The sequence below is a fragment of the Azospirillum largimobile genome (genome assembly GCF_977007025.2).
Genome location: NZ_CDRMUA020000002.1, coordinates 891,926 through 910,837, shown reverse-complemented (window position 1 = coordinate 910,837; position 18,912 = coordinate 891,926). Strand labels below are relative to the sequence as shown.

Below are 18,912 nucleotides of genomic sequence, written 5' to 3'. Positions count from 1 at the left end.
AAAAGAGGGGAAAGGGAGGCTAGGCCATGGCGGGTGAGACGCGGCACGCGGCGACGGTCTACGTCGTCGGCTGTCATGACACCAAGGGTATGGAGCTGGACTATGTGCGGGGGCTGATCGCGGCTGAGGGATTGAGCGTGCTGACCGTGGATGTGGGAACCCGCTCCCCGGAGGTCGCTGCCGATGTCCCGGCGCAGGTTGTCGCGGCCTTCCACCCCGACGGACCCGACGCGGTGCTGGGCACCGACGACCGGGGACTTGCCGTGTCGCGCATGGCGGAGGCGTTCCGGCGCTTCGTCCGGCAGCGCCCCGATGTCGCTGGAATGATCGGGCTGGGCGGTTCCGGCGGCACGGCCATCATCACGCCGGGCATGCGGGAGTTGCCGGTGGGCACGCCCAAACTGCTGGTGTCCACCGTCGCGTCGGGCAACGTGGCGTCCTATGTGGGGGAGACGGACCTCTGCATGATGCCGTCGGTTACCGATGTGGCGGGCCTCAACCGCATTTCGCGCCGCGTGCTTGGCAACGCCGCCCATGCGATGGCCGGCATGGTGACGCGCGCGATCCCCGCGGCGGATGCCAAGCCGGCCCTGGGGCTGACAATGTTCGGCGTGACGACGCCCTGCGTCGCGCAGGTGGCGCGGGCGCTCGACCCCGACTACGACTGCCTGGTCTTCCACGCCACCGGCACTGGCGGGCGGGCGATGGAGAAGCTCGTCGCCTCGGGCCTACTCGCGGGTGTCCTGGACGTGACGACCACCGAGGTTTGCGACCTGCTGATGGGCGGCGTCTTCAGCGCCGGGGAGGAGCGGCTGGATGCCGTCGCGCGGGCCGGCATCCCCTATGTCGGGTCCTGCGGCGCGCTGGACATGGTGAATTTCGGCCCCCGCGACAGCGTGCCTGACCGCTACCGCGACCGGCTGTTCTACGTGCACAACCCGCAGGTCACGCTGATGCGCACCACGGCGGACGAGAACCGGGCCATGGGCGCCTGGATCGGCGGCAAGCTGAACGCCTTCACCGGGCCGGTCCGCTTTCTCATCCCCGAAGGGGGCGTATCGGCGCTCGACGCGCCGGGCCAGCCGTTCCACGATCCCGAGGCCGACGCCGCCCTGTTCAACGCGCTGGAGCGCACCGTCGAACAGACGGACGCGCGCCGGCTGGTCCGTCTTCCCCTCCACATCAACGACCCCGCCTTCGCCGCCGCGCTCGTCCGGGCCATCCGGGACATCGCTGCGGCCGGGCACGGCGCGACCGCATAAGGAGCCTTTGCAAGATGCCCCGCATTCCCCGTCAGCAAATCCTCGACCGGTTCCGCGGCATGATCGCCCGCGACGAACCCATCGTCGGCGGCGGTGCCGGCACCGGGCTGTCCGCCAAATGCGAAGAGGCCGGCGGGATCGACCTGATCGTCATCTACAACTCCGGACGCTACCGCATGGCCGGGCGCGGGTCCCTGGCCGGGCTGCTCGCCTACGGCAACGCCAACGAGATCGTTGTCGACATGGCGCGCGAGGTGCTGCCGGTGGTCCGGCACACCCCCGTGCTGGCCGGCGTCAACGGCACCGATCCCTTCATGATCCGGGACCAGTTCCTGCGGCGGCTGGCCGATCTGGGTTTCTCGGGCGTGCAGAATTTTCCGACCGTCGGGCTGATCGACGGCATCTTCCGGGCCAACCTGGAGGAGACGGGGATGAGCTACGGGCTGGAGGTGGACATGATCCGCGCGGCGCGTGAGCAGGACCTGCTGACCACGCCCTACGTCTTCTCGGAAGGGGAGGCGGAGTCGATGGCAGAGGCCGGGGCCGACATCATCGTCTGCCACCTGGGCCTGACCACCGGCGGCAGCATCGGGGCGGAAACGGCCCTGTCGCTGAAGGATTGCGTGCCGAAGATCGACGCCTGGGCGGAGGCGGCGTTGCGGGTGCGCAAGGACGTGATCGTGCTGTGCCACGGCGGCCCGATCGCGACGCCGGAGGACGCGTCCTTCATCCTGGGAGAATGCGCGGTCTGCCACGGCTTCTACGGCGCCTCCAGCATGGAGCGCCTGCCCACCGAGACCGCGCTGACCGAGCAGACGCGCCGCTTCAAGGCCATCACCAAGCAACGCTGAGGGGGAGGAAGGCATGGCACGGATCTATGTCAGCAGCGTCATCGACGCGCCCATCGGACAGGTCTGGGACAAGGCGCGGGATTTCAACGGGCACCACGCTTGGCACCCCGTCATCGCGGACAGCCACATCGAGGACGGGCTGCGCAGCGACACGGTCGGGTGCGTCCGCAACTTCGGACTCAAGCCCGGAGGCCGCCTTCGCGAACAGTTGGTGTCGTTCAGCGACCGCGAGCACTCCTATACCTACACGATCCTTGAATCTCCCCTGCCGCTCACCGGCTACGTCGCGACGTTCCGCCTGCACGAGGTGACGGAGGGGAACCGGACCTTCGGCGAGTGGTGGGCCGACTTCGAATGCCAGCCCGAGGACCTCCCCGCGTTGCGCGAGCAGGTGGGCCGGAACACATTCGCCGCCGGGTTCCAGGCGCTGGCGGAGCTGTGCCGCGCCGGATGAACTGGACGCGGAGAGCTTCCTCCCCGCGCGGTGTCGTGTCCCGGCTCAGCATTTCCGTTTCCCGCTGAGCTTGCGGATGGTGGAGGGTGTAAGGTGGTTTCTTCGACGGCATCAGCTTGCCACCGATCACAGAAGCTGGAAGGGTCGTCCACCACATCACCTCAGCTATTGCACCTATGCGGCGAGATCTGATGCCGGCGGGCTGGCGCCCCTGATCATACAGCACGAATGGAATCCGAAAGAACCGCAATCATTCCTCAACGCGGAACGCGTGTTCGGTAAAGGCCAAATCCGGCCCCCGCAACCAAATCAAGCCCGCTGGATCAAGCACTTAGCTTCGATCCAGCGGGCTTTTTCATGTGCCATCGCCTGTTGCACGGCAGTGCGGCAAAAGAACGAGAGTTTTCAACGGTTACGAGGCGTTCCGCCTGCTATTCCCGCCGGTGCGCCACCATGCAGGTACAGCGAGCCGAGGAACTCAAGCTTTTGGTTATCCGCTCCAGGTCGGCCTCCGTCTTCGGCCGCTTGCAGCTCAGCTTCTTGATGTCCTTGACCAGCGGGTCGAGCGGATCGGCAAGCCGGCCGTTGTGCATGAGAAGGGGAGAGACGCCGGTGATCTGGAAGCTCAGGGACTGATACATCGGGGGCCTCCAGCCGCGGACGGGGGCGGCTTGGCTTGGTGTCGGGGAGGTTGACCGTGGCCGCGGCGTAGCGGCGACCGCGCAGCATGCTGGTCACGGTCTCGTGGCAGGGCGCACACAGCGTCGTCACGGCTTCCAGGCGATCCCTAGCCCAGTCGCCGCCGGGCGGGTAAACGCGGTGGTGCCCTTCCAACTGGTCTGTCGCGTTACACAGGACGCACCGCCCGCCATCGCGGACAAACGCATCACGCCGCAGAGCGCCGCTGAATCGGACGCTCGGTTCGCCCGACCCCAGCCATGGTCTTGCGGCCGCTATCCATTGGTATGATGCTCACTCCAGCATGGCGCCCAGGCGGCGCCCGTAGTCGGCGATGGCGGTGCCGGCGGGGTGGCGTTCCTCGTGATAGGCCTGCAGGGCGGCCTCCATCTCGCCGTGGGCGGACAGCTGTCGGGCAAGCGCAATGGCGTCGCCCGCCGCCTTGGCCACGCCCATGGCGGTGTGCGGGCGCACGACGAAGGCGGCGTCCCCCAGCAGGGCCACCCGGCCCTTCGCCATGGCCGGCGCCTCGTAATCGAAGATGGCCTGCAGGAAGGGCCGGGGCTCCGCCGCGACCGCCGCCGCGAAGGGGGGCGGCAGCAGGTCGGCCGCGTCCCGCCGCAGCCGATCGGCCGCCGCCTGCGGCACCTGGCCCGGCGCCAGCGAGAAGAGATGGCGGCGTCCATCCGCATCAGTCAGCACCGCCGGCAGATCGGCCGCCTCCACCCGTCTGTACCAGACCCAATTGTAGCGTCGGGCTCCGACCTCCGTTTCCGCAGCCGGGCCGGTCACCAGATAGCCCAGCGTATGGGACCGCGGCATGTCGTAGAAGGCGAAGCGGTCCAGCAGGATGGCGGATTCCGCCGGCAGGGTGCGTTCCGGCACCAGCCCGCGCCAAGCGACATAGCCGGCATAAGTGTTGGCGGACCGCTTGCCCGCCACGGCGCAGCGGACGATGGAACCCAGCCCGTCGGCGCCGATAACCAGATCGGCCTCCTCCCGGCTGCCGTCGTCGAAGCGCAGGCCGGCGGACGTGTCATCCTGCTCCACCCCTAGGACGGTGCGGCCGAGCGCGTAGGACTCGTCCGGCACCTTGCTGCGCATCGTGGCGTACAGATGGTCCCAGGAGATCTGCATCTGCGGCATCGCCTGCCGGTGGCGGATTTCGCCGGCGCGGTCGAGGTAGATGCGCTCGCGGGCGACGACGCCGACATGGGCCACATGCTCGCACCCCACGGCGCGCAGCAGGGCGAACAGCTCGCGCTGCCCCACCAGCCCGGCACCGCGGCCAGCGAGCCCGCCGCTGGAGCGTTCATAGAGGCGGACGTCGTGCCCCTCCTGCCGCAGCAGGGCGGCGGCGAACAGACCGCCGACGGAACCGCCGACGATCCTCACACGCAAGGTCTTCATGGCTTTTTCCCTTAGTATAGCGCCCGGTCAAACGGGACCGAGCGCGGCCTTGAGCCGTTCGGGGCTGAGCGGCATGTCGCGCAGGCGCACTCCGGTGGCGTCGGCGATGGCGTTGGCCAGGGCGGCGGCGGACGGCCCCTGCGCCGCTTCAGCGGTGCCGAGGAAGGGAGCGCCGGGGCGGTCCATCACCACCACCTCGACCGAGCCCGGCACGCTGTCGAAGCGCAGGATCGGGTAGCTGCTCCAGTCGAAGCTCGCGCGGCGGTCGGCGGCGAAGCGCACCACTTCATGCCCGGTCCAGCTCAGCGACTGCACCAGCCCGCCCTCGATCTGGTTGCGCACGCCGTCGGGGTTGGCGGGCTGGCCGCAATCGACCGCGGCGACGGCGCGGCGGACCAGCGTCCGGCCGGTCTCGCGGTCGACCTCCACCTCCATCGCCACCGCGCAATAGGCGCCCAGATTCTTGTAGCGGGCGAAGGCCATGCCGCAGCCGCGCCGGCCATCCCCCTTCGGTCTTTCCCGCCAGCCGAAGCGGTCGGCCGCCGCCTGCATCACGTCGCGTGCCCGCTCGTCCTTCATATGGTCGAGGCGGATCGCCAGCGGGTCGATCCCGGCCCCGGCTGCCAGTTCGTCCAGCATGCTTTCGATGGAAAAGACGTTCAGATGCGCGCCCAGCGACCGCAGGGCGGAGACGCGCGCCGGCATGTCCTTCAGGAAATGATAGACGACATGGGTGTTGGCGAAGCTGTAGAGCGGGTTGGAGTTGCGGCTGCCGTCGCCTTCCGGCATCGGGATCGGCTTGCCTTCCGGTGCGGGGAAGGGGGGATCGGCCTCCCCGCCGGCCAGCACGCCGCCGGCCCCGACAGGCCGATTGTTGTGCGGGTTGCTCCAGACCGCATGGCGCCACGAGACGATGCGATTGCCGGCGCCCAGCGACGCCTCCAACTCCGTCATCATGCCGGGGCCGAGCGGTTCCCAGCCGAACTCCTGCTCGCGCATCCATTGCAGGCGGATCGGCCGGCCGGGCAGGGTCTTGGCGATGACCGCCGCGTCCGCCGCCACGTCGTCGGCGCCATTCTGGCCGTAGCAGCCGGCACCCTCCGCATGGATGGCATGGACCTTCTCCGGCGGCAGGCCGAGCAGTTCGGCGACGACGCGATGCACGTCGAAGGTGCCCTGGCTGTGGGTCCAGACCGTCATCGTGCCGTCAACATACTGCGCGATGGCGCAGGACGGACCGATGGAGCCATGGCTGATCCAGGGGCGAGTGTAGCGCGCCTTGACGGTACGAACGGCCGGACCCGCGGGTTCGCCGGTGTCCATGATCGGGATGTCGCGGGCCGGAAGCGCCTTCAGCGTCGCCGCCACTGCGTCGCCGGTGCCGTCCGTCGGCAACAGGGTCGGCAGCGGCGACTGTATTCGGGCATAGGCCGCCCGTTGCAGGTGTCGCAAAGCCTGGATCGCCGTCCATTGCCGCTCCGCCACCACCGCCAGGAAGCCGCCCTGCCGCACGATCTTCACCACGCCCGGCATGCGGGCCACGGTGGCCAGGTCGGGCGATAGCAGGCTGGTGCCGACGCTGGGACCGCGGACGACGCGGGCATGCAACATGCCGGGCAGGCGCATGTCGTGCAGATAGGCGGCACCGCCGGTCAGCTTCGCCGGGATGTCCACCCGCGGCAGCGCCCGGCCCAGCGTGCGGTAGTCCGACGGCTGGCGCAGCGGTGCATCCGGCACCGCCTGCACATGCAGCGACAGCCGTGCCGCGACTTCGCCATAGGGCAGGGTCCGGCCGTCCGGCGCGCTCAGCCTGCCGTCGCCGCCGGTGGTCACCCGATCGGCCGGCAGTCCCCAGCCCCGCGCTGCCTCGGCCGCCAGCAGCATGCGCACAGTGGCGGCGGCGTTCTGGATCGCGGTGCCGCTGTCCTGCATGGAATGGCTGCCGGCGGTAAGCCCCTCGTCCGGCGTGCGTTCGGTGTCGGCGGTGACCAGGGTGACGGCGGCGGGCGGGACGTCCAGCTCCTCCGCCGCGACCTGGATCAGCGCGGTGCGGATGCCCTGGCCCAACTCCACCTTGCCGGTGAAGACGGTGATCCGGCCATCGGCGTCGATGCGGATCCAGGCGTCGAGCCAGGGGGTGGATTTCAGGCTGCCCTTCAGGTCGGGCGCCACGATGGCCGGGCCGGCGCCGCCCTCGCCGCCGCCGGCGAGTTGGGCGAAGGCCTTGGGCGCGACGGCGAAGGACACCACCAGGGCGCCGCCGGTCAGGAAGCCGCGGCGGGAGAGGGGCGGCAGGACAGGGCTCATGGCCGCACCTCCTGCGCCGACTGGACGCTCTTGCGCATGGCGACGGCGCGGCGGATGGCGCGCAGGATGCGCATGTGGGTGCCGCAGCGGCAGAGGTTGGTCTGCATGTAGGCACGGATCTGCGCCTCGTCCGGATCGGAATCGCGGTCCAGCAGGGCCTGGGCGCGCATCAGCATTCCGGCGATGCAGTAGCCGCACTGGGCCGCCTGTTCCTTCTCGAACGCCTGCTGCAGCAGGCCGGGAGCGTCGGCGCTGCCAAGCCCCTCCACCGTGCGGATGCGGCGGCCGGCGACGGCGCCGACCGGCGTCAGGCAGGAGAAGGCGGGCTTGCCGTCGATATGGACCGTGCAGGCGCCGCATTGGCCGAGCCCGCAGCCGTACTTGGCCCCGTTCAGTTCCAAGTCGTCGCGCAGCACATAGAGCAGCGGTGTGGCCGGGTCGATGTCCAGCGCATGGTCGGCGCCGTTGACGGTGATGGTGACAGTCATGGCTGGGACTCCTCCTTGCGGACCGTGGCGGATGCCGCCTCCAGCGAGATCCAGGCCGGGCGGTCGCTGAAGCGGGTTCGCAGATAGGCGGCGAGGTCGGCGACCTGCGCGTCGGTCAGGCTGGCGGCGAAGGGCGGCATTGTTGGGCCGGCCGGCCCGGTGGGCGGATGGATGCCCTGCAGGATGGCGCGGATGGCGTTGTCGGGCCGGTCGAGCTGCAGGGCGGTTACCGTCGACAGGCCGGGACGGCCCTGGGTCATCATCGGCGCACCGCCCTCATGGCAACCGGCGCAGGCCCCGGCGAACAGGGCAGCGCCGGCGGGATTGGCCCTGGCGGCTTCATCCGCAAGGTCGGGAGGAAGGGGAGCGGCCGTGTTCGCCGCGGCACCGGCGCGGTCCGCCGACAGCGAGGCGATGTATCTGGCGATGGCGCGGACATCGGCCTCCGGCGCGCGGGACAGGCCGTGCACCACCGGACCCATCGGCCCGGCGGCGGCGGCATGGCGGCCGTCCACGCCGGTGCGCAGATAGGTGAACAGGCTGTCCGCCGTCCACGGCACGGCGGCCGGGCTGGAGCCGTTCAGCGCCGGCGCCACCCATCCCTCTGCCAAGCCGCCGGAATAGACGCCGTCGCCCGTCTTCTCGGCGCCGGCCAGGTTGCGCGGGCTGTGGCAGCTGCTGCAATGGCCCAGCCCCTCGGCCAGATAGGCGCCGCGGTTCCACTCCGCATCGCGGTCCGGCCGCGGCGTGAACTCCTCCTGGTGCAGGAACAGCAGTTTCCAGCCGGCCAGCAGCGGGCGGAAGCCCAGCGGGAAGATCAGGTCGTTCGCCTTGGCCGGCGCCGGGACCGCCGGGCGGGTCATCAGGAAGGCGTAGATCGCGTCCAGGTCGCCGTCATGCACCCGGCGGTAATGGTCGTAGGGCAGGGCCGGATAGAGATGGCGGCCGTCGCGCGACACCCCGTCGCGCATGGCGCGCCTGAAGGCCTGCTTCGACCAGCCTCCGATGCCGGTTTCCGCATCGGGTGTGATATTGGTGGAATAGAGCGTGCCGAACGGCGTCGCCAAGGCCCGGCCGCCGGCATAGGCGGCGCCCCCGTCGGCGGTGTGGCAGACGATGCAGTCGCCTATCGTGGCGAGCGTAGCACCGCGGAGCACCAGCTCCGCCGGGAAGTCGGCGGCCTTGGGCGTGGGAACGGTGGGGAGGCCGCCCCGGTGGGCGATGCCCAGGAACACGCCGGCGCCGACGAGGCAGGCCAGGGCGCCGCCGGCTGCCCATCTGCCTACCGTCCCTCCAGCCCGTCGGTTTGGTTTCATGCTGCACCTCCTCTGAACCGCCGCAAGCGACGTCGGCGGGCGGATAAGTCCAGGGAGGGTGCCGTACGGCGCGGCGGTGCTATTGAAGAATGGAAGCAGAATTTTTTGAACGAAACCCGCGCACGCCTACGCCGTTACAGCCCCTTTCGAAAGTTGTCGCTGACGGGGTGAGGGTCTGACGTAAAGGCTGTTGGCAGGGAACACACACCCTGCCGGAGGCCGCCGATGTGGACGCCCGAGGACCGCCGGCTGGTTGGCGATTACGGCGCCGGCCAAGCCCTGAGCGATGGCCGATACCGCTTGATCGAGCCTCTGATTCCATCAGCCAAGCACGGTCGACGGCCCCGCAGTACGGACATAAGCCGGCTGTCAATGGCGCCATCTGCCGCCCCCGCCGGCCTTCCCGCCCTGGCCCACGGTCTACCGGTACTTCCGCGCCTTCCTGGAAGCCGGCGTGTGGGAGGCCCTGCGCCACCATCCGGTGGTGATGCTGCGCGAGCAGGAAGGCCGCAATCCAATACCTTCGGCCGGCATCCTCGACACCCAGAGCGTCAAAACGACGGAAAATGGGGCCCCGAGGCTTTGACGCGGCCAAGAAGATCAAGGGCCGCAAGCGTCACATCGCCGTCGACACCTCGGGTTTCCTGCTCGGCGGGTGATGGGGAGAAGGGTGCCACAATGGCGCCCAACTGTGGCGGGAACTCCGGGCAGGGGGATTTGACGGCGGCCTGCGGGTGGTGACCGAGTGGGCGACCCGCCAACGCCTAACGGCCCGGCCGGAACGCTTGGCTTCCCCGATCGCCGCCCCGTCCACCCGTCGGGTGGCGATGTTGCTGACTGCCGACCCATCCTCCTGGACGGCGGAGCGGTCTCGCTATCTGGAGCGGGTGTTTGCCCTCGCGCCGAATCTGGGGACAGTGCAGGAACTCGCCCGGCGCTTCGGCGCGATGATCCGGCAGCGCCAAGCCGATGCCCTGTCCGTTTGGCTGGACGACGCGGACACCAGCGACCTGCGGTCCTTCGCCGATGGTCTGCGTTCGGATTTCGCTGCGGTTCATGCCGCGCTTACCACTCCTTGGAGCAACGGGCAAACGGAAGGGCAGATCACACGGCTCAAACTCGTCAAGCGCTCCATGTACGGTCGCGCCAAGCCCGACCTTCTGCGCAACAGGCTCATGGCAGCCTGAACACCGTCATCAAATCTGAGGAAGAGCCGAAATTGGAAGCCGATTGACAAGAGGTCAACACGGAGCGTGTGGGACATGTCAGTCGGCCTTGTTCGCATTTGGATGGGTGTGTGCCGGGATGTTCCCCGGCTGGCTTGCCCGACTATTCCCATCAAGCGCCTGCCGATCTTGTGGAAAGCCCCGTCGATTTGAACGAAAGCCGGATGTCGCGGACCGCTTGGTGTCGAAACCATGCAGCGTTCAAATCAGCGGTGCCCTGTCCAAGACGATCCTGACCTGGACGGGCAACATCGCCGCCATGGTTCCTGAAGACGGATCATGACGATCCGTTCGCTTTCGGGAACGGAACCGGTGGAGTTTCCCCGCGCCGCCGGCTGATCGCGCCGGACAGGGCTCCCTCCCCTGGAACCCTGTCCGCCCCGCAATCCCTTGCAAATTTCTAAGTCGGCCAGCCCATGGCCCTGTCGCAAAAGGAGGTTTGCGTGAACCGACAAGCTGAACCGGCCGGAACGGCGCCGCTGCCCGGCATCGTGACGGCGCTTGGCGAGGAGCCGGCTTTCCGGCCCGGCGACGCCGTCCGCATCCTCACCCGAAGCCCCATCGGCCATTACCGGGTACCGGCCTACCTGCGCGGCAAGACCGGCACGGTCGAAGCCGTCATCGAACCCGCCGCCATCGACAACGAGCAGGAGGCCTACGGCCGCAATGCCGGCGCCAGGCGACACTATTACCGGGTCGCCATCCCGCTGACCGACGTCTGGCCCGACTATGCCGGTCCGGAACAGGACGGCTTGCGCATCGAAATCTACGAGACCTGGCTGGAAAGGGCCTGACCCGATGACCGACCCAGATCACGGCCACCAACACGGCCATCAGCATGAGCATGCCCATCCGCATGCCCCCATCGGGCAGGAAAGCCCGCCCGGTTACTACGAGGTCATGGAAACCGCGGTGCGTGAACTGCTGGTCGAACGCGGGATGATCGGTCCCGACGAGATCCGCCGGCAGATCGAGGTTCTGGATTCCCGGACGCCGGCGCTGGGGGCCAAGGTCGTCGCCCGTGCCTGGGTGGATGCGGAATTCCGCCACCGCCTTCTCGCCGACGGCCGGGCAGCGTGCGAGGAACTGGGCATCAGCTTCTATGACGACACCCGGCTGATCGTGCTGGAGAACACCGCGACGGTGCACAACCTGATCGTCTGCACCCTGTGTTCCTGCTACCCGCGCCCGGTGCTGGGACTGCCGCCGGATTGGTACAAGCTGAAGGCCTACCGTGCCCGTGCGGTGGTGGAGCCGCGGGCGGTGCTGGCCGAGTTCGGGACCGTCATTCCTGAAGACGTCGAAATCCGCGTCAGTGATTCCACTGCCATGGTCCGCTACCTCGTGCTGCCGCGCCGGCCGACCGGGACAGACGGTATGGATGAAGAAAGTCTGGCGGCGCTGGTGACCAGGGACGCCATGATCGGCGTGGTCCCGGTCGCTGCTCCCATGGGGAGGACGGTGCAATGAGCGGTGGCGAACAACTGGTCAGGCGTCTGCCCAACGACATCGGCGGCTTGTCCGCCAGACCGATCGAGCAGGTCGAGCATGAGTTGCTGCCGTGGGAAAAGCGCTGCCACGCGCTGGCCGACGTGCTCGACTTCCGCAAGATCATCAACACCGAGGAGAAGCGCCGCGGTGTCGAGGCGCTGGGGTCGGAGATGGTCGGCGCGCTTGGCTATTACGAGCGTTGGATCGTCGCCTTCTCCAACATCCTCTTCCAGAAGGGGCTGCTGACGCCGGAGGATCTGGCCCGCAAGATGGACGAGGTCGCGGCACGCCACCCGGTTCCGCAGCCATGAGCGTGGCCCGGCCGGCCGCCGCCGCAACCTGCTTTGTCGAGCGCGATCCGCGGGTGGCGCTGGCCCGCCGGGCGGCGGTCGAGGGCGTCGGCACGCTTCTGCTGATGCTGATGGTGGCGGGAGCGGGGGACGCCGTGTTGCGTTCAGGAGGATTGGCCGGAAGCGGCCCGCTGCCCGGCGCACTGGCGACCTCCGGAAGCCTGGTTGGCCTGATCCTGGCCTTCGGTGCAGTGTCGGGCGGGCATTTCAACCCGCTGATCACCGTACTGCAATGGCTGGCCGGTGGAAGGCGGCTCGACTGCACCATCGCCTATGTCGTGGCGCAGAGCGCCGGTGCGGTGGCGGGCGCGATGCTGGCCGACGCGCTGTTCGGCGTTCGGACCCAGGCCGTCGCCGCCCTGCCGTTCGGCAACCCGCTGCTGAGCGAGGCGGTGGCGAGCGCCGGTCTGATGATCATCGTGTTCGGATGCAGCCGCAGCGGCCGGGCGCAGACCGGTCCCTTCGCCGTCGGCGCGTGGCTGACGGCGGCCATCCTGGCGACGCCGTCCGGCTCCTACGCCAACCCGGCGGTGACGCTCGGGGCGCTGTTCACCGGCGGGCCGGTGGCGCTGTCGGGCGGATCGGCGCTGCTTTATGTCCTGGCGCAATCGGCGGGGGCGCTTGCCGCCTTTCTGGTGATTTCCATCGCCTATCCGAAAAGGTCGCTTTCGCTTGGCGGGGCGGCTCCCACCCCTGTCGAAGGAGAAGCGTCATGAGTCCGCTTCCGAAACCCTCGGCCGTCCTCAGCCGCCCCGACCTGAAAGCCCGGCTTGTCCTGGTGTCCGCAGCCGTCCTGTTGCTGAACGCCGGCGGCTGGCTCGGTGCCGTCCTGTCCTTCGGCGGCGATCCGGCGCTGTTCGGCATGGCGCTGCTGGTCTATGGGCTCGGCATGCGCCACGGGCTGGACGCCGACCACATCGCCGCCATCGACAATGTCACGCGCAAGCTGATGCAGGAAGGAGAACGCCCGGTCGCCGTCGGCTTCTTCTTCGCGCTCGGCCATTCGGCCCTGGTGGTGCTGGTGGCCGCGGCGGTCGGCGCCACGGCTGGCTCGCTGGAGCTGTTCCGCAGCGTGCAGGAGGTCGGCGGCTATCTGGGCACCGGCGTATCGGCGCTGTTCCTGCTGACCATGGCGCTGCTCAACATCCTGGTTTTCCGGTCGGTCTATCGGGCTTATCGCGCGCTGCGGGCCGGCGGTTCGCCGGATCAGGCGGAACTGGACCGTATGATGGGCGGGCAGGGGCTGCTGGCAAAGCTTCTGCGGCCGCTGTTCGGTCTGATCAGCCGGAGCTGGCACATGGCCCCGCTCGGCGTGCTGTTCGGGCTGGGCTTCGACACGGCGACCGAGATCGCGATGTTCGGGCTGTCCGCCGCGCAGGCGGTCAATGGTCTGCCCTTCGCGACGATCCTGGTCTTTCCCCTGCTGTTCGCCGCCGGCATGCTGCTGGTCGACACCGCCGACGGGCTGCTGATGCTGGGAGCTTATCGCTGGGCAACCGCCCGTCCCACCCGCCGGCTGCGTTACAACATGGGCATCACGTTGCTGTCCGCCCTTCTCGCCGGCTTCATCGGCGGAACCGAGCTGCTGGGCCTGATCGGCGCGCATTTCGGCCTGGACGGCGGAGTTTGGAGCCTCCTGGGCCTGCTGAAGGACGAGTCCGACAGCCTGGGCTTGCTGATCGTCGTTCTTTTCGCCATCGCCTGGGCGATCGCCCATGGCCTGCACCGGTCGCGCGCGGCGTCGGCGGTCCTGAAAGGCGACGCCTGAGCGCGCCCGTCCGTCATCTTCTCCTCACGATTTCATCCCCTGTAAAGAAGGAGTTCACCATGGCCACCCGGATTCCGGCCGCCTATGCCGACCCCGCATCCCCTGCGCTGCCGAAGGGCGAGATGGTCCTGGACCTTGCGCGAACCGCGCTCGTCATCACCGACCCGCAGATCGACTTTCTCAGCCCGCAGGGCGCCGCCTGGGGAGCCTTCGGCGAGAGCATCACCGAGCACGGCACCGTCGGCAACATCGGCCGGCTGCTCGTCGCCGCCAAGAGTGCCGGTATCCCGGTCGTGATTTCACCGCACTACTATTACCCGCACGACCACCACTGGGACCATGCCGCCCCTGGCGAGGTGCTGATGCACAAACTGCGCATGTTCGATCGCCGCGACCCGCTGTCGCTCGAGGGCTTCGCCGGATCGGGCGCGGACTGGATGCCCGAATACCACGACCTGATCCAGGATGGGCGGACCATTGTCTGTTCGCCCCACAAGATCGCTGGCCCGCAGACCAACGACGTGCTGTTCCAACTGCGCAAGAAGCGGGTGGATCAGGTCATCCTGGCCGGCATGGCCGCCAATTTCTGCGTTGAATCGCATTTGCGCGATTTCGTCGAGCATGGCTTCGAGGTCGCCGTGGTGCGCGACGCCACCGCGGCCAGCAAGCTGCCGGAAGGCGATGGCTATCTGGCTGCGCTGATCAACTTCCGCTGGCTGGCCAATGCCCTGTGGAGCACCGATGAGACGGTCGAGCGGCTGGGCATGTCCGGCACCGACAATGACGGGCGGCGGGGCTAGCCGGCCTTATCGTCGGTGGGGCGGGTCTCAGTCGGAGCGCGGCGGCGTGAGGCGCGGCACCAGCAGCCGGCGGAGCCCCGCCACCCCGGCGTAGAGCACGAGCCCCAGCAAACAGAGCTGCAGGACGATGGCGAACATCTGTGCCGTTTCGTAGGAATTGATCCGGCTGACCAGCAGGTACCCCAGCCCGTGGCTTCCGGATATGAATTCCGCCACGACGGTGCCGACGAGAGCCAGGACGATGCCCACCTCCAAGCCGGTGACGATGAAGGGCAGGGCATAGGGAAGCTCCAGGCGACGGAGCAGCTGGAAGCGGCTGGCGTCGAAGGAGGCCATCACGTCACGCAACCCGTCCGGCACCGACCGGATGCCGAGCAGCGTGTTCATCATGATCGGGTAGAAGGGCAGAATGGCGGAGGTGAGGATCTTCGGGCCGAGACCAAATCCCATCCAAACCACGAACAGCGGGATCAGCGCCACCTTCGGAAGAACCTGGAAGGCGACGATGAAGGGTTTCGACAGGCGCTCCAGCGTCGGCGACAGCGAGAGCAGGATGCCCGCGGCCACGCCCAGGACGGTTGCCAGGAGGAAGCCGGCCACGGAACCGGCGAAGGTCATGGCCGTGTGGCTCCAGGCCCGCCTGCTGAATAGCAGTGCCACCCACTCATCCAGCACCGGCCGGGGCGCGGGCAGGATGAAGGGGGAGACACCCCAGGCAGTGACGAAACCGTGCCAGGCCAGCAGTCCGGCCGCCAGCAGGCAGGGCGTGACCAGCCACGGCAGCCAGACCGTATCGCGCAACCGGACCTTTTTCATGGTTGCCCCATCAGCCTGGCCAATCGTTCGTGCAGGTCGCGCACCATCCGCTGGAATTCCGGCGAATAGGTGAGATCGCGGGTGCGTGGCCTTGGAAAAGGCACGTCGATCACGCTGTCGATGCGACCCGGCCCCGGCGAGAACAGGACGATCCGGTCGGCCAGAAAGGCCGCCTCCGCCATTGAATGCGTCACCAGGACGATGGTCTTGCGGGTCGCGAGCCAGAGCGTCTGAAGCTCGATGTTCAAGGCCTCGCGGGAGATCGCGTCGAGTGCCGCGAAGGGCTCGTCCATCAGCAGCACATCGGGATCGTAGGACAGCGCCCGGGCGATGGCCACCCGCTGGCGCATGCCGCCGGAAATCTCGTGAGGCATGCGGGCGCCGATGTCGGCGGCGCCGACCAGCGCCAGCATCGCCCGCGCGCCGGACAGCCGCTCCGCGCGCGGCAGCCGCCCACGCAGGTCCAGCGGCAGCCTGACATTCTCCTCCACCGTCAGCCAGGGGAGCAGGGACGATTCCTGGAAAACCAGCCCCAGTCGGGACCGGATCCCCTTCCGGCAGCGCCCCTTGTCCCATAGAGGGCTTCCGGCAATGGCGATGGTCCCCGCAGTCGGTTCCAGCAGCCCGCTCATCATGCGCAGCAATGTGGTCTTGCCGCAGCCCGACGGTCCGAGAAACACGACGAACTCGCCGTCGGCGATCGACAGGCTGCTGGGCAGGAGCGCCGGCGCCGTCCCGGCGCCGACATCGAAGGTCTTGCCGACCTCCGTCAGGGTGATCAGAGGCGACCGTTCGCTGCTGCCGATCCCGGTCACAGCGCGTCGATGAATCGGTTGGTGTAAAGATCCTCCTGCTTCAGGTTCGGCGGTGCCAACCCGCAGGAGACCATGAGGTCGTAGGCGCTCTGCCAGCGCCCCGGCACATTGCGCAATAGATTCTCCCGGCCGTCCGCCACCAGGAAGGCGACGTTTTCCTTGTAGATGGCGGCGGCAAGCTCGTGGTTGCGGGCTTCGGCCATGTCGTAGCGCTCCATGGCCTTCAGCGCGTCGGCGACGGCGACTTTCCCGTCGATCAGGTCGAGCATCGCGGTGCGGACGGCGCGAACGTAACGCTGGATCAGGGCCCCGTGCCGCTCGATCACGTCGCGCTTGCCGGAGTAACAGAAGCCCGGCGTCGGGGCGACCTCGTCCGTGTTCCAGACACGCACGGGCTGGCCGCTCTTCCGCAATGCGACCGCAATGCTGGCAGTCACGAGATAGGCGTCGATCCGGCCTTGGCGCATCAGATCGACCCCAGCCGGCGAGTTACCCACGACCACCCGCTGGACACCGGCGCGATCGATGCCGCGGGCAGCCAGCATGACGTCGAGCAGCGTTTCCGTGGTGCCGCCGACCGATTGGATGCCGATGGTTCGGTTCGCCATATCCTGCGGCCCGGTCACCGGCTTGTCCTGCAGGCTCACCACGAACCAGGGGGAGGTCTGCTGTACCGTACCAAAGGCGACGAGATCGCGGCCCGCCGGCTGCCCGACGGCCCGGATGTGATCGACCGCCCCGATGCGGGCGATCGTTGCGTTTCCACCCAGGACCTGCTGCAACGCCATGGACGAGCCTCGGCCTTCCTCGATGCCGACCTGCAGCCCTTCCCGTTCGAAATATCCGGCAGCCTGCGCGAACAGCACGTCGATGAAGGCCAGGATGAAGTGGGTGGGCAGCACGATGGACAGGGCGTCCTGCGATTGTGCACCCAGTGGCCTTACCGAGGCGAGGAACATGCCCGCCGCAGAGGCCGCCAGCACTGTCCGCCGATTTACCGTCATGGCCAATTCCATCAATCAAATCAAAGGCAACGGGCGTGCCGCATCTCCGTCGGGAGCCCAATGGCACTTGCACACAAAAGAATATTGCGGAGCTTCCGCCTGATTGCCAAGCTCCTTCGCAAGCGTGGGGAGCAGGGCGCTGATGTGCGTAAAGAGGCACTGGCCTTTACAACGCTTTACTCGCTTACAGGCCACCGCCCGGCCACACTCTCCTCAGAACAACCCAGACAGGAGCAGGGGCCATGGCTCATCTTTCCGCCCATGACGCTGGTGCGTCGTCGATGTCGCCGCACCAACGGTGGCCCGAAGCCGAAGCCTTCGCGATGCAACCGCACGCATTCGGCGAGGTGGAGATCAACACCTATGTCTCCTACGTCAGGACCCTCGTCAATGCCGTCACCTCCATCCGGTTGGCGTCCGACGCCCGGCGGCGCTGGACGGAGCGCAATGGTCCTGCCTGCCCCGACGCGGAGAAGATGTCCCGGCTGATCGAGGCCGAGATGGACCGTGCCGACGACATGGCACACCGCATCGTTGAGCTGGTGGCGTCCGTGCGCGCGGCGTCCACCCCGCCGTCGTTTCCCAAGCGCGCCAATGCGGCTCCGGTCTCCGCCTTCCGCTCGGCCCCGGGGCTGAGGACGGTGCAAAGTGACAAGCAGGTCCGGGTCCGGCATGGCTGAGCTTGGCATGGCAGAGTTCGTTTGGCTCGCGTTCGTTTGGCCCGTGTCTGGCGTGATTGAAGCTCCGGCGTCCGGTCGCGCCGCGATGCGGTTTTGATCCGGTGGAAGGTGCCGGAATGGAAAAGCTGTTCCTCCCAATCAACATCGGTGCGCTCGATCTCGCCCATCGCGTCGTCATGTCGGCGGGGACCGACCACAGGCGGATCGGCGAGCGCTGCTCGGTGACCGATTACGTGGCCTGCGTTCGGCATGTCTCGCCCGGTGGATTGGTCATAACGCCCTCCGTGCCGGTATCCGCGACGGCGGCGACCGCCCCCGTCCTGGAGGGGTTCGACGAGCCTGGGGTGGCTGCGGCCTGGGCTGCGGCGATCAGCTTGGCACATGCCAGGAAAGCCAAGGTGGTGGCGCGGTTGTGCCACCCGGGATACGCTCCTGTCCGGGCCGCCACCCTGGACGACACCGGCATTGATGCGATCATCGCGGATTTCCGCCGCGCGGCCGAGCAGGCCAAGCGCCTTGGGTTCGATGGCGTGGAACTCGACGCGGCGGACGGCTCGCTTCCCGACCAGTTCCTTCAGGACGGGGTGAACCGGCGCACGGACCGGTATGGCGGCTCCGTCCAGAACCGGTTGAACTTCCTCTGCGAACTTGTCGATGCGGTAACCGGCGTCTGGACGGCGGAGCGGGTCGGTGTCCGCCTGTCGCCATTCGGCCAATTCCGCGGCATGTCGGATTCGGATCCCCTCGCGCTGTTCACCATGCTCCTTAGGACATTGGCCGGGCAGGAGATTCCCTTCGTTCATCTGGTCCGCACCGCTGGGGATGGGGCTCCGCTCGGCCATCTGCCCTATGAGGACCGCAGCGCCGCCGACCGCCTTCGCGCAGCCTTTCCCTCCGCGATCATCGTGTCCGGCGCCTTCACCCGGCAGCGCGCGATAGAGTTGGTGAGAAACCGCTGGGCCGACACCATCGGGGTCGAAGCCGGCATGCTGGAGGATGGCGCCGATGGTCGTTGATGGCCAGTGCGGAACCATACCTATGGCACCGCACCATGCCACGTTATGATGCGTTGACCTACGGCAAAGCATACGTATCATGGTGAAGTCTTACGTATGCTTAGCGCTGGGAAATGACGCTTTCTTTTGCCTTCGATGACCTGAAAAAGACGGAGCCGTGCCGGAGGTTGTGTCACCGCT

The 18,912-nt window shown here is 68.0% G+C and carries 20 protein-coding genes and 2 pseudogenes; 14 read left to right on the top strand and 8 right to left on the bottom strand.

Annotated elements, in window-relative coordinates; translation table 11 throughout:
- Positions 1 to 26: 26 nt before the first annotated feature.
- From ACWPKK_RS17355 to ACWPKK_RS17345, 3 genes are read left to right on the top strand one after another with little or no spacing between them, the layout of a single operon-like run.
- Positions 27 to 1,262: a Tm-1-like ATP-binding domain-containing protein gene (locus ACWPKK_RS17355; protein ID WP_452006524.1), complete on the top strand. Its 1,236-nt coding sequence runs from the start codon at positions 27 to 29 to the stop codon at positions 1,260 to 1,262.
- A gap of 14 nt (positions 1,263 to 1,276) precedes the next feature.
- Positions 1,277 to 2,113 (top strand): phosphoenolpyruvate hydrolase family protein, encoded by an 837-nt coding sequence (locus ACWPKK_RS17350; RefSeq protein WP_452006522.1) that lies wholly within the window; start codon positions 1,277 to 1,279, stop codon positions 2,111 to 2,113.
- A gap of 13 nt (positions 2,114 to 2,126) precedes the next feature.
- On the top strand, positions 2,127 to 2,567 hold the full coding sequence (locus tag ACWPKK_RS17345; protein ID WP_452006520.1) for an SRPBCC family protein: 441 nt from the start codon (positions 2,127 to 2,129) through the stop codon (positions 2,565 to 2,567).
- Positions 2,568 to 2,998: 431 nt separating this feature from the next.
- Here the strand turns inward: ACWPKK_RS17345 and ACWPKK_RS17340 are convergent, their stop codons facing one another.
- The 5 genes from ACWPKK_RS17340 to ACWPKK_RS17320 form a co-directional block, all read right to left on the bottom strand.
- A complete protein-coding gene (locus tag ACWPKK_RS17340; protein ID WP_452006518.1) occupies positions 2,999 to 3,208 on the bottom strand; it encodes a hypothetical protein in 210 nt (69 codons plus the stop codon).
- Between the two features lie 331 nt (positions 3,209 to 3,539).
- Positions 3,540 to 4,655 carry an FAD binding domain-containing protein gene (locus ACWPKK_RS17335; RefSeq protein WP_452006515.1) on the bottom strand — a complete coding sequence of 372 codons (1,116 nt, stop codon included), beginning with the start codon at positions 4,653 to 4,655 and terminating at the stop codon, positions 3,540 to 3,542.
- A gap of 27 nt (positions 4,656 to 4,682) precedes the next feature.
- Positions 4,683 to 6,962 carry a molybdopterin cofactor-binding domain-containing protein gene (locus ACWPKK_RS17330; protein ID WP_452006513.1) on the bottom strand — a complete coding sequence of 760 codons (2,280 nt, stop codon included), beginning with the start codon at positions 6,960 to 6,962 and terminating at the stop codon, positions 4,683 to 4,685.
- On the bottom strand, positions 6,959 to 7,450 hold the full coding sequence (locus tag ACWPKK_RS17325; protein ID WP_452006510.1) for a (2Fe-2S)-binding protein: 492 nt from the start codon (positions 7,448 to 7,450) through the stop codon (positions 6,959 to 6,961). The genes ACWPKK_RS17330 and ACWPKK_RS17325 overlap by 4 nt, the downstream gene beginning before the upstream one ends.
- Positions 7,447 to 8,766, bottom strand: coding sequence for a c-type cytochrome (locus ACWPKK_RS17320; RefSeq protein WP_452006507.1), 1,320 nt, complete (start codon positions 8,764 to 8,766; stop codon positions 7,447 to 7,449). The genes ACWPKK_RS17325 and ACWPKK_RS17320 overlap by 4 nt, the downstream gene beginning before the upstream one ends.
- Positions 8,767 to 9,142: 376 nt before the next feature.
- On the opposite strand from ACWPKK_RS17320, the pseudogene ACWPKK_RS17315 reads away from it, so the two are divergent.
- From ACWPKK_RS17315 to ACWPKK_RS17275, 9 genes and pseudogenes are all read left to right on the top strand, one after another.
- A pseudogene (locus ACWPKK_RS17315) lies at positions 9,143 to 9,223 on the top strand (hypothetical protein); the annotation flags it as partial.
- A 42-nt stretch (positions 9,224 to 9,265) separates the two neighbouring features.
- Positions 9,266 to 9,416: pseudogene (locus ACWPKK_RS17310) on the top strand (transposase); the annotation flags it as partial.
- 84 nt (positions 9,417 to 9,500) lie between these two features.
- Positions 9,501 to 9,953 carry an ISL3 family transposase gene (locus ACWPKK_RS17305; RefSeq protein WP_452006505.1) on the top strand — a complete coding sequence of 151 codons (453 nt, stop codon included), beginning with the start codon at positions 9,501 to 9,503 and terminating at the stop codon, positions 9,951 to 9,953.
- A 482-nt stretch (positions 9,954 to 10,435) separates the two neighbouring features.
- On the top strand, positions 10,436 to 10,786 hold the full coding sequence (locus ACWPKK_RS17300) for an SH3-like domain-containing protein (protein WP_452006502.1): 351 nt from the start codon (positions 10,436 to 10,438) through the stop codon (positions 10,784 to 10,786).
- A gap of 4 nt (positions 10,787 to 10,790) precedes the next feature.
- Entirely contained in the window at positions 10,791 to 11,462 is a 672-nt protein-coding gene (gene nthA, locus ACWPKK_RS17295) for a nitrile hydratase subunit alpha (RefSeq protein WP_452006499.1), read from the top strand.
- Entirely contained in the window at positions 11,459 to 11,794 is a 336-nt protein-coding gene (locus ACWPKK_RS17290; protein WP_452006497.1) for a hypothetical protein, read from the top strand. The genes nthA and ACWPKK_RS17290 overlap by 4 nt, the downstream gene beginning before the upstream one ends.
- Positions 11,791 to 12,549: an aquaporin gene (locus ACWPKK_RS17285; RefSeq protein ID WP_452006494.1), complete on the top strand. Its 759-nt coding sequence runs from the start codon at positions 11,791 to 11,793 to the stop codon at positions 12,547 to 12,549. Before ACWPKK_RS17290 ends, ACWPKK_RS17285 begins: the two co-directional genes overlap by 4 nt.
- Entirely contained in the window at positions 12,546 to 13,601 is a 1,056-nt protein-coding gene (locus ACWPKK_RS17280; protein ID WP_452006491.1) for a HoxN/HupN/NixA family nickel/cobalt transporter, read from the top strand. The genes ACWPKK_RS17285 and ACWPKK_RS17280 overlap by 4 nt, the downstream gene beginning before the upstream one ends.
- A gap of 59 nt (positions 13,602 to 13,660) precedes the next feature.
- Complete coding sequence (locus tag ACWPKK_RS17275; RefSeq protein WP_452006488.1) at positions 13,661 to 14,401, top strand: cysteine hydrolase; 741 nt, start codon at positions 13,661 to 13,663, stop codon at positions 14,399 to 14,401.
- A 27-nt stretch (positions 14,402 to 14,428) separates the two neighbouring features.
- Here the strand turns inward: ACWPKK_RS17275 and ACWPKK_RS17270 are convergent, their stop codons facing one another.
- From ACWPKK_RS17270 to ACWPKK_RS17260, 3 genes are read right to left on the bottom strand one after another with little or no spacing between them, the layout of a single operon-like run.
- Positions 14,429 to 15,217 (bottom strand): ABC transporter permease, encoded by a 789-nt coding sequence (locus tag ACWPKK_RS17270; RefSeq protein ID WP_452006485.1) that lies wholly within the window; start codon positions 15,215 to 15,217, stop codon positions 14,429 to 14,431.
- Complete coding sequence (locus tag ACWPKK_RS17265; RefSeq protein ID WP_452006483.1) at positions 15,214 to 16,032, bottom strand: ABC transporter ATP-binding protein; 819 nt, start codon at positions 16,030 to 16,032, stop codon at positions 15,214 to 15,216. Before ACWPKK_RS17265 ends, ACWPKK_RS17270 begins: the two co-directional genes overlap by 4 nt.
- Positions 16,029 to 17,048, bottom strand: a complete 1,020-nt coding sequence (locus ACWPKK_RS17260) for an ABC transporter substrate-binding protein (protein WP_452006480.1) — start codon at positions 17,046 to 17,048, stop codon at positions 16,029 to 16,031. Before ACWPKK_RS17260 ends, ACWPKK_RS17265 begins: the two co-directional genes overlap by 4 nt.
- Positions 17,049 to 17,278: 230 nt before the next feature.
- On the opposite strand from ACWPKK_RS17260, the gene ACWPKK_RS17255 reads away from it, so the two are divergent.
- Positions 17,279 to 17,716 carry a hypothetical protein gene (locus ACWPKK_RS17255; protein WP_452006477.1) on the top strand — a complete coding sequence of 146 codons (438 nt, stop codon included), beginning with the start codon at positions 17,279 to 17,281 and terminating at the stop codon, positions 17,714 to 17,716.
- Positions 17,717 to 17,832: 116 nt separating this feature from the next.
- Positions 17,833 to 18,732, top strand: coding sequence for an oxidoreductase (locus ACWPKK_RS17250; protein ID WP_452006474.1), 900 nt, complete (start codon positions 17,833 to 17,835; stop codon positions 18,730 to 18,732).
- Positions 18,733 to 18,912 lie beyond the last annotated feature (180 nt).

Excerpts from the sequence above, each read along its gene's own strand:
- ACWPKK_RS17355 (WP_452006524.1), top strand. The coding sequence starts at position 27 with ATGGCGGGTGAGACGCGGCACGCGGCGACGGTCTACGTCGTCGGCTGT.
- ACWPKK_RS17350 (WP_452006522.1), top strand. The coding sequence starts at position 1,277 with ATGCCCCGCATTCCCCGTCAGCAAATCCTCGACCGGTTCCGCGGCATG.
- ACWPKK_RS17345 (WP_452006520.1), top strand. The coding sequence starts at position 2,127 with ATGGCACGGATCTATGTCAGCAGCGTCATCGACGCGCCCATCGGACAG.
- ACWPKK_RS17340 (WP_452006518.1), bottom strand. The coding sequence starts at position 3,208 with ATGTATCAGTCCCTGAGCTTCCAGATCACCGGCGTCTCTCCCCTTCTC.
- ACWPKK_RS17335 (WP_452006515.1), bottom strand. The coding sequence starts at position 4,655 with ATGAAGACCTTGCGTGTGAGGATCGTCGGCGGTTCCGTCGGCGGTCTG.
- ACWPKK_RS17330 (WP_452006513.1), bottom strand. The coding sequence starts at position 6,962 with ATGAGCCCTGTCCTGCCGCCCCTCTCCCGCCGCGGCTTCCTGACCGGC.
- ACWPKK_RS17325 (WP_452006510.1), bottom strand. The coding sequence starts at position 7,450 with ATGACTGTCACCATCACCGTCAACGGCGCCGACCATGCGCTGGACATC.
- ACWPKK_RS17320 (WP_452006507.1), bottom strand. The coding sequence starts at position 8,766 with ATGAAACCAAACCGACGGGCTGGAGGGACGGTAGGCAGATGGGCAGCC.
- nthA (WP_452006499.1), top strand. The coding sequence starts at position 10,791 with ATGACCGACCCAGATCACGGCCACCAACACGGCCATCAGCATGAGCAT.
- ACWPKK_RS17290 (WP_452006497.1), top strand. The coding sequence starts at position 11,459 with ATGAGCGGTGGCGAACAACTGGTCAGGCGTCTGCCCAACGACATCGGC.
- ACWPKK_RS17285 (WP_452006494.1), top strand. The coding sequence starts at position 11,791 with ATGAGCGTGGCCCGGCCGGCCGCCGCCGCAACCTGCTTTGTCGAGCGC.
- ACWPKK_RS17280 (WP_452006491.1), top strand. The coding sequence starts at position 12,546 with ATGAGTCCGCTTCCGAAACCCTCGGCCGTCCTCAGCCGCCCCGACCTG.
- ACWPKK_RS17275 (WP_452006488.1), top strand. The coding sequence starts at position 13,661 with ATGGCCACCCGGATTCCGGCCGCCTATGCCGACCCCGCATCCCCTGCG.
- ACWPKK_RS17270 (WP_452006485.1), bottom strand. The coding sequence starts at position 15,217 with ATGAAAAAGGTCCGGTTGCGCGATACGGTCTGGCTGCCGTGGCTGGTC.
- ACWPKK_RS17260 (WP_452006480.1), bottom strand. The coding sequence starts at position 17,048 with ATGGAATTGGCCATGACGGTAAATCGGCGGACAGTGCTGGCGGCCTCT.
- ACWPKK_RS17255 (WP_452006477.1), top strand. The coding sequence starts at position 17,279 with ATGGCTCATCTTTCCGCCCATGACGCTGGTGCGTCGTCGATGTCGCCG.
- ACWPKK_RS17250 (WP_452006474.1), top strand. The coding sequence starts at position 17,833 with ATGGAAAAGCTGTTCCTCCCAATCAACATCGGTGCGCTCGATCTCGCC.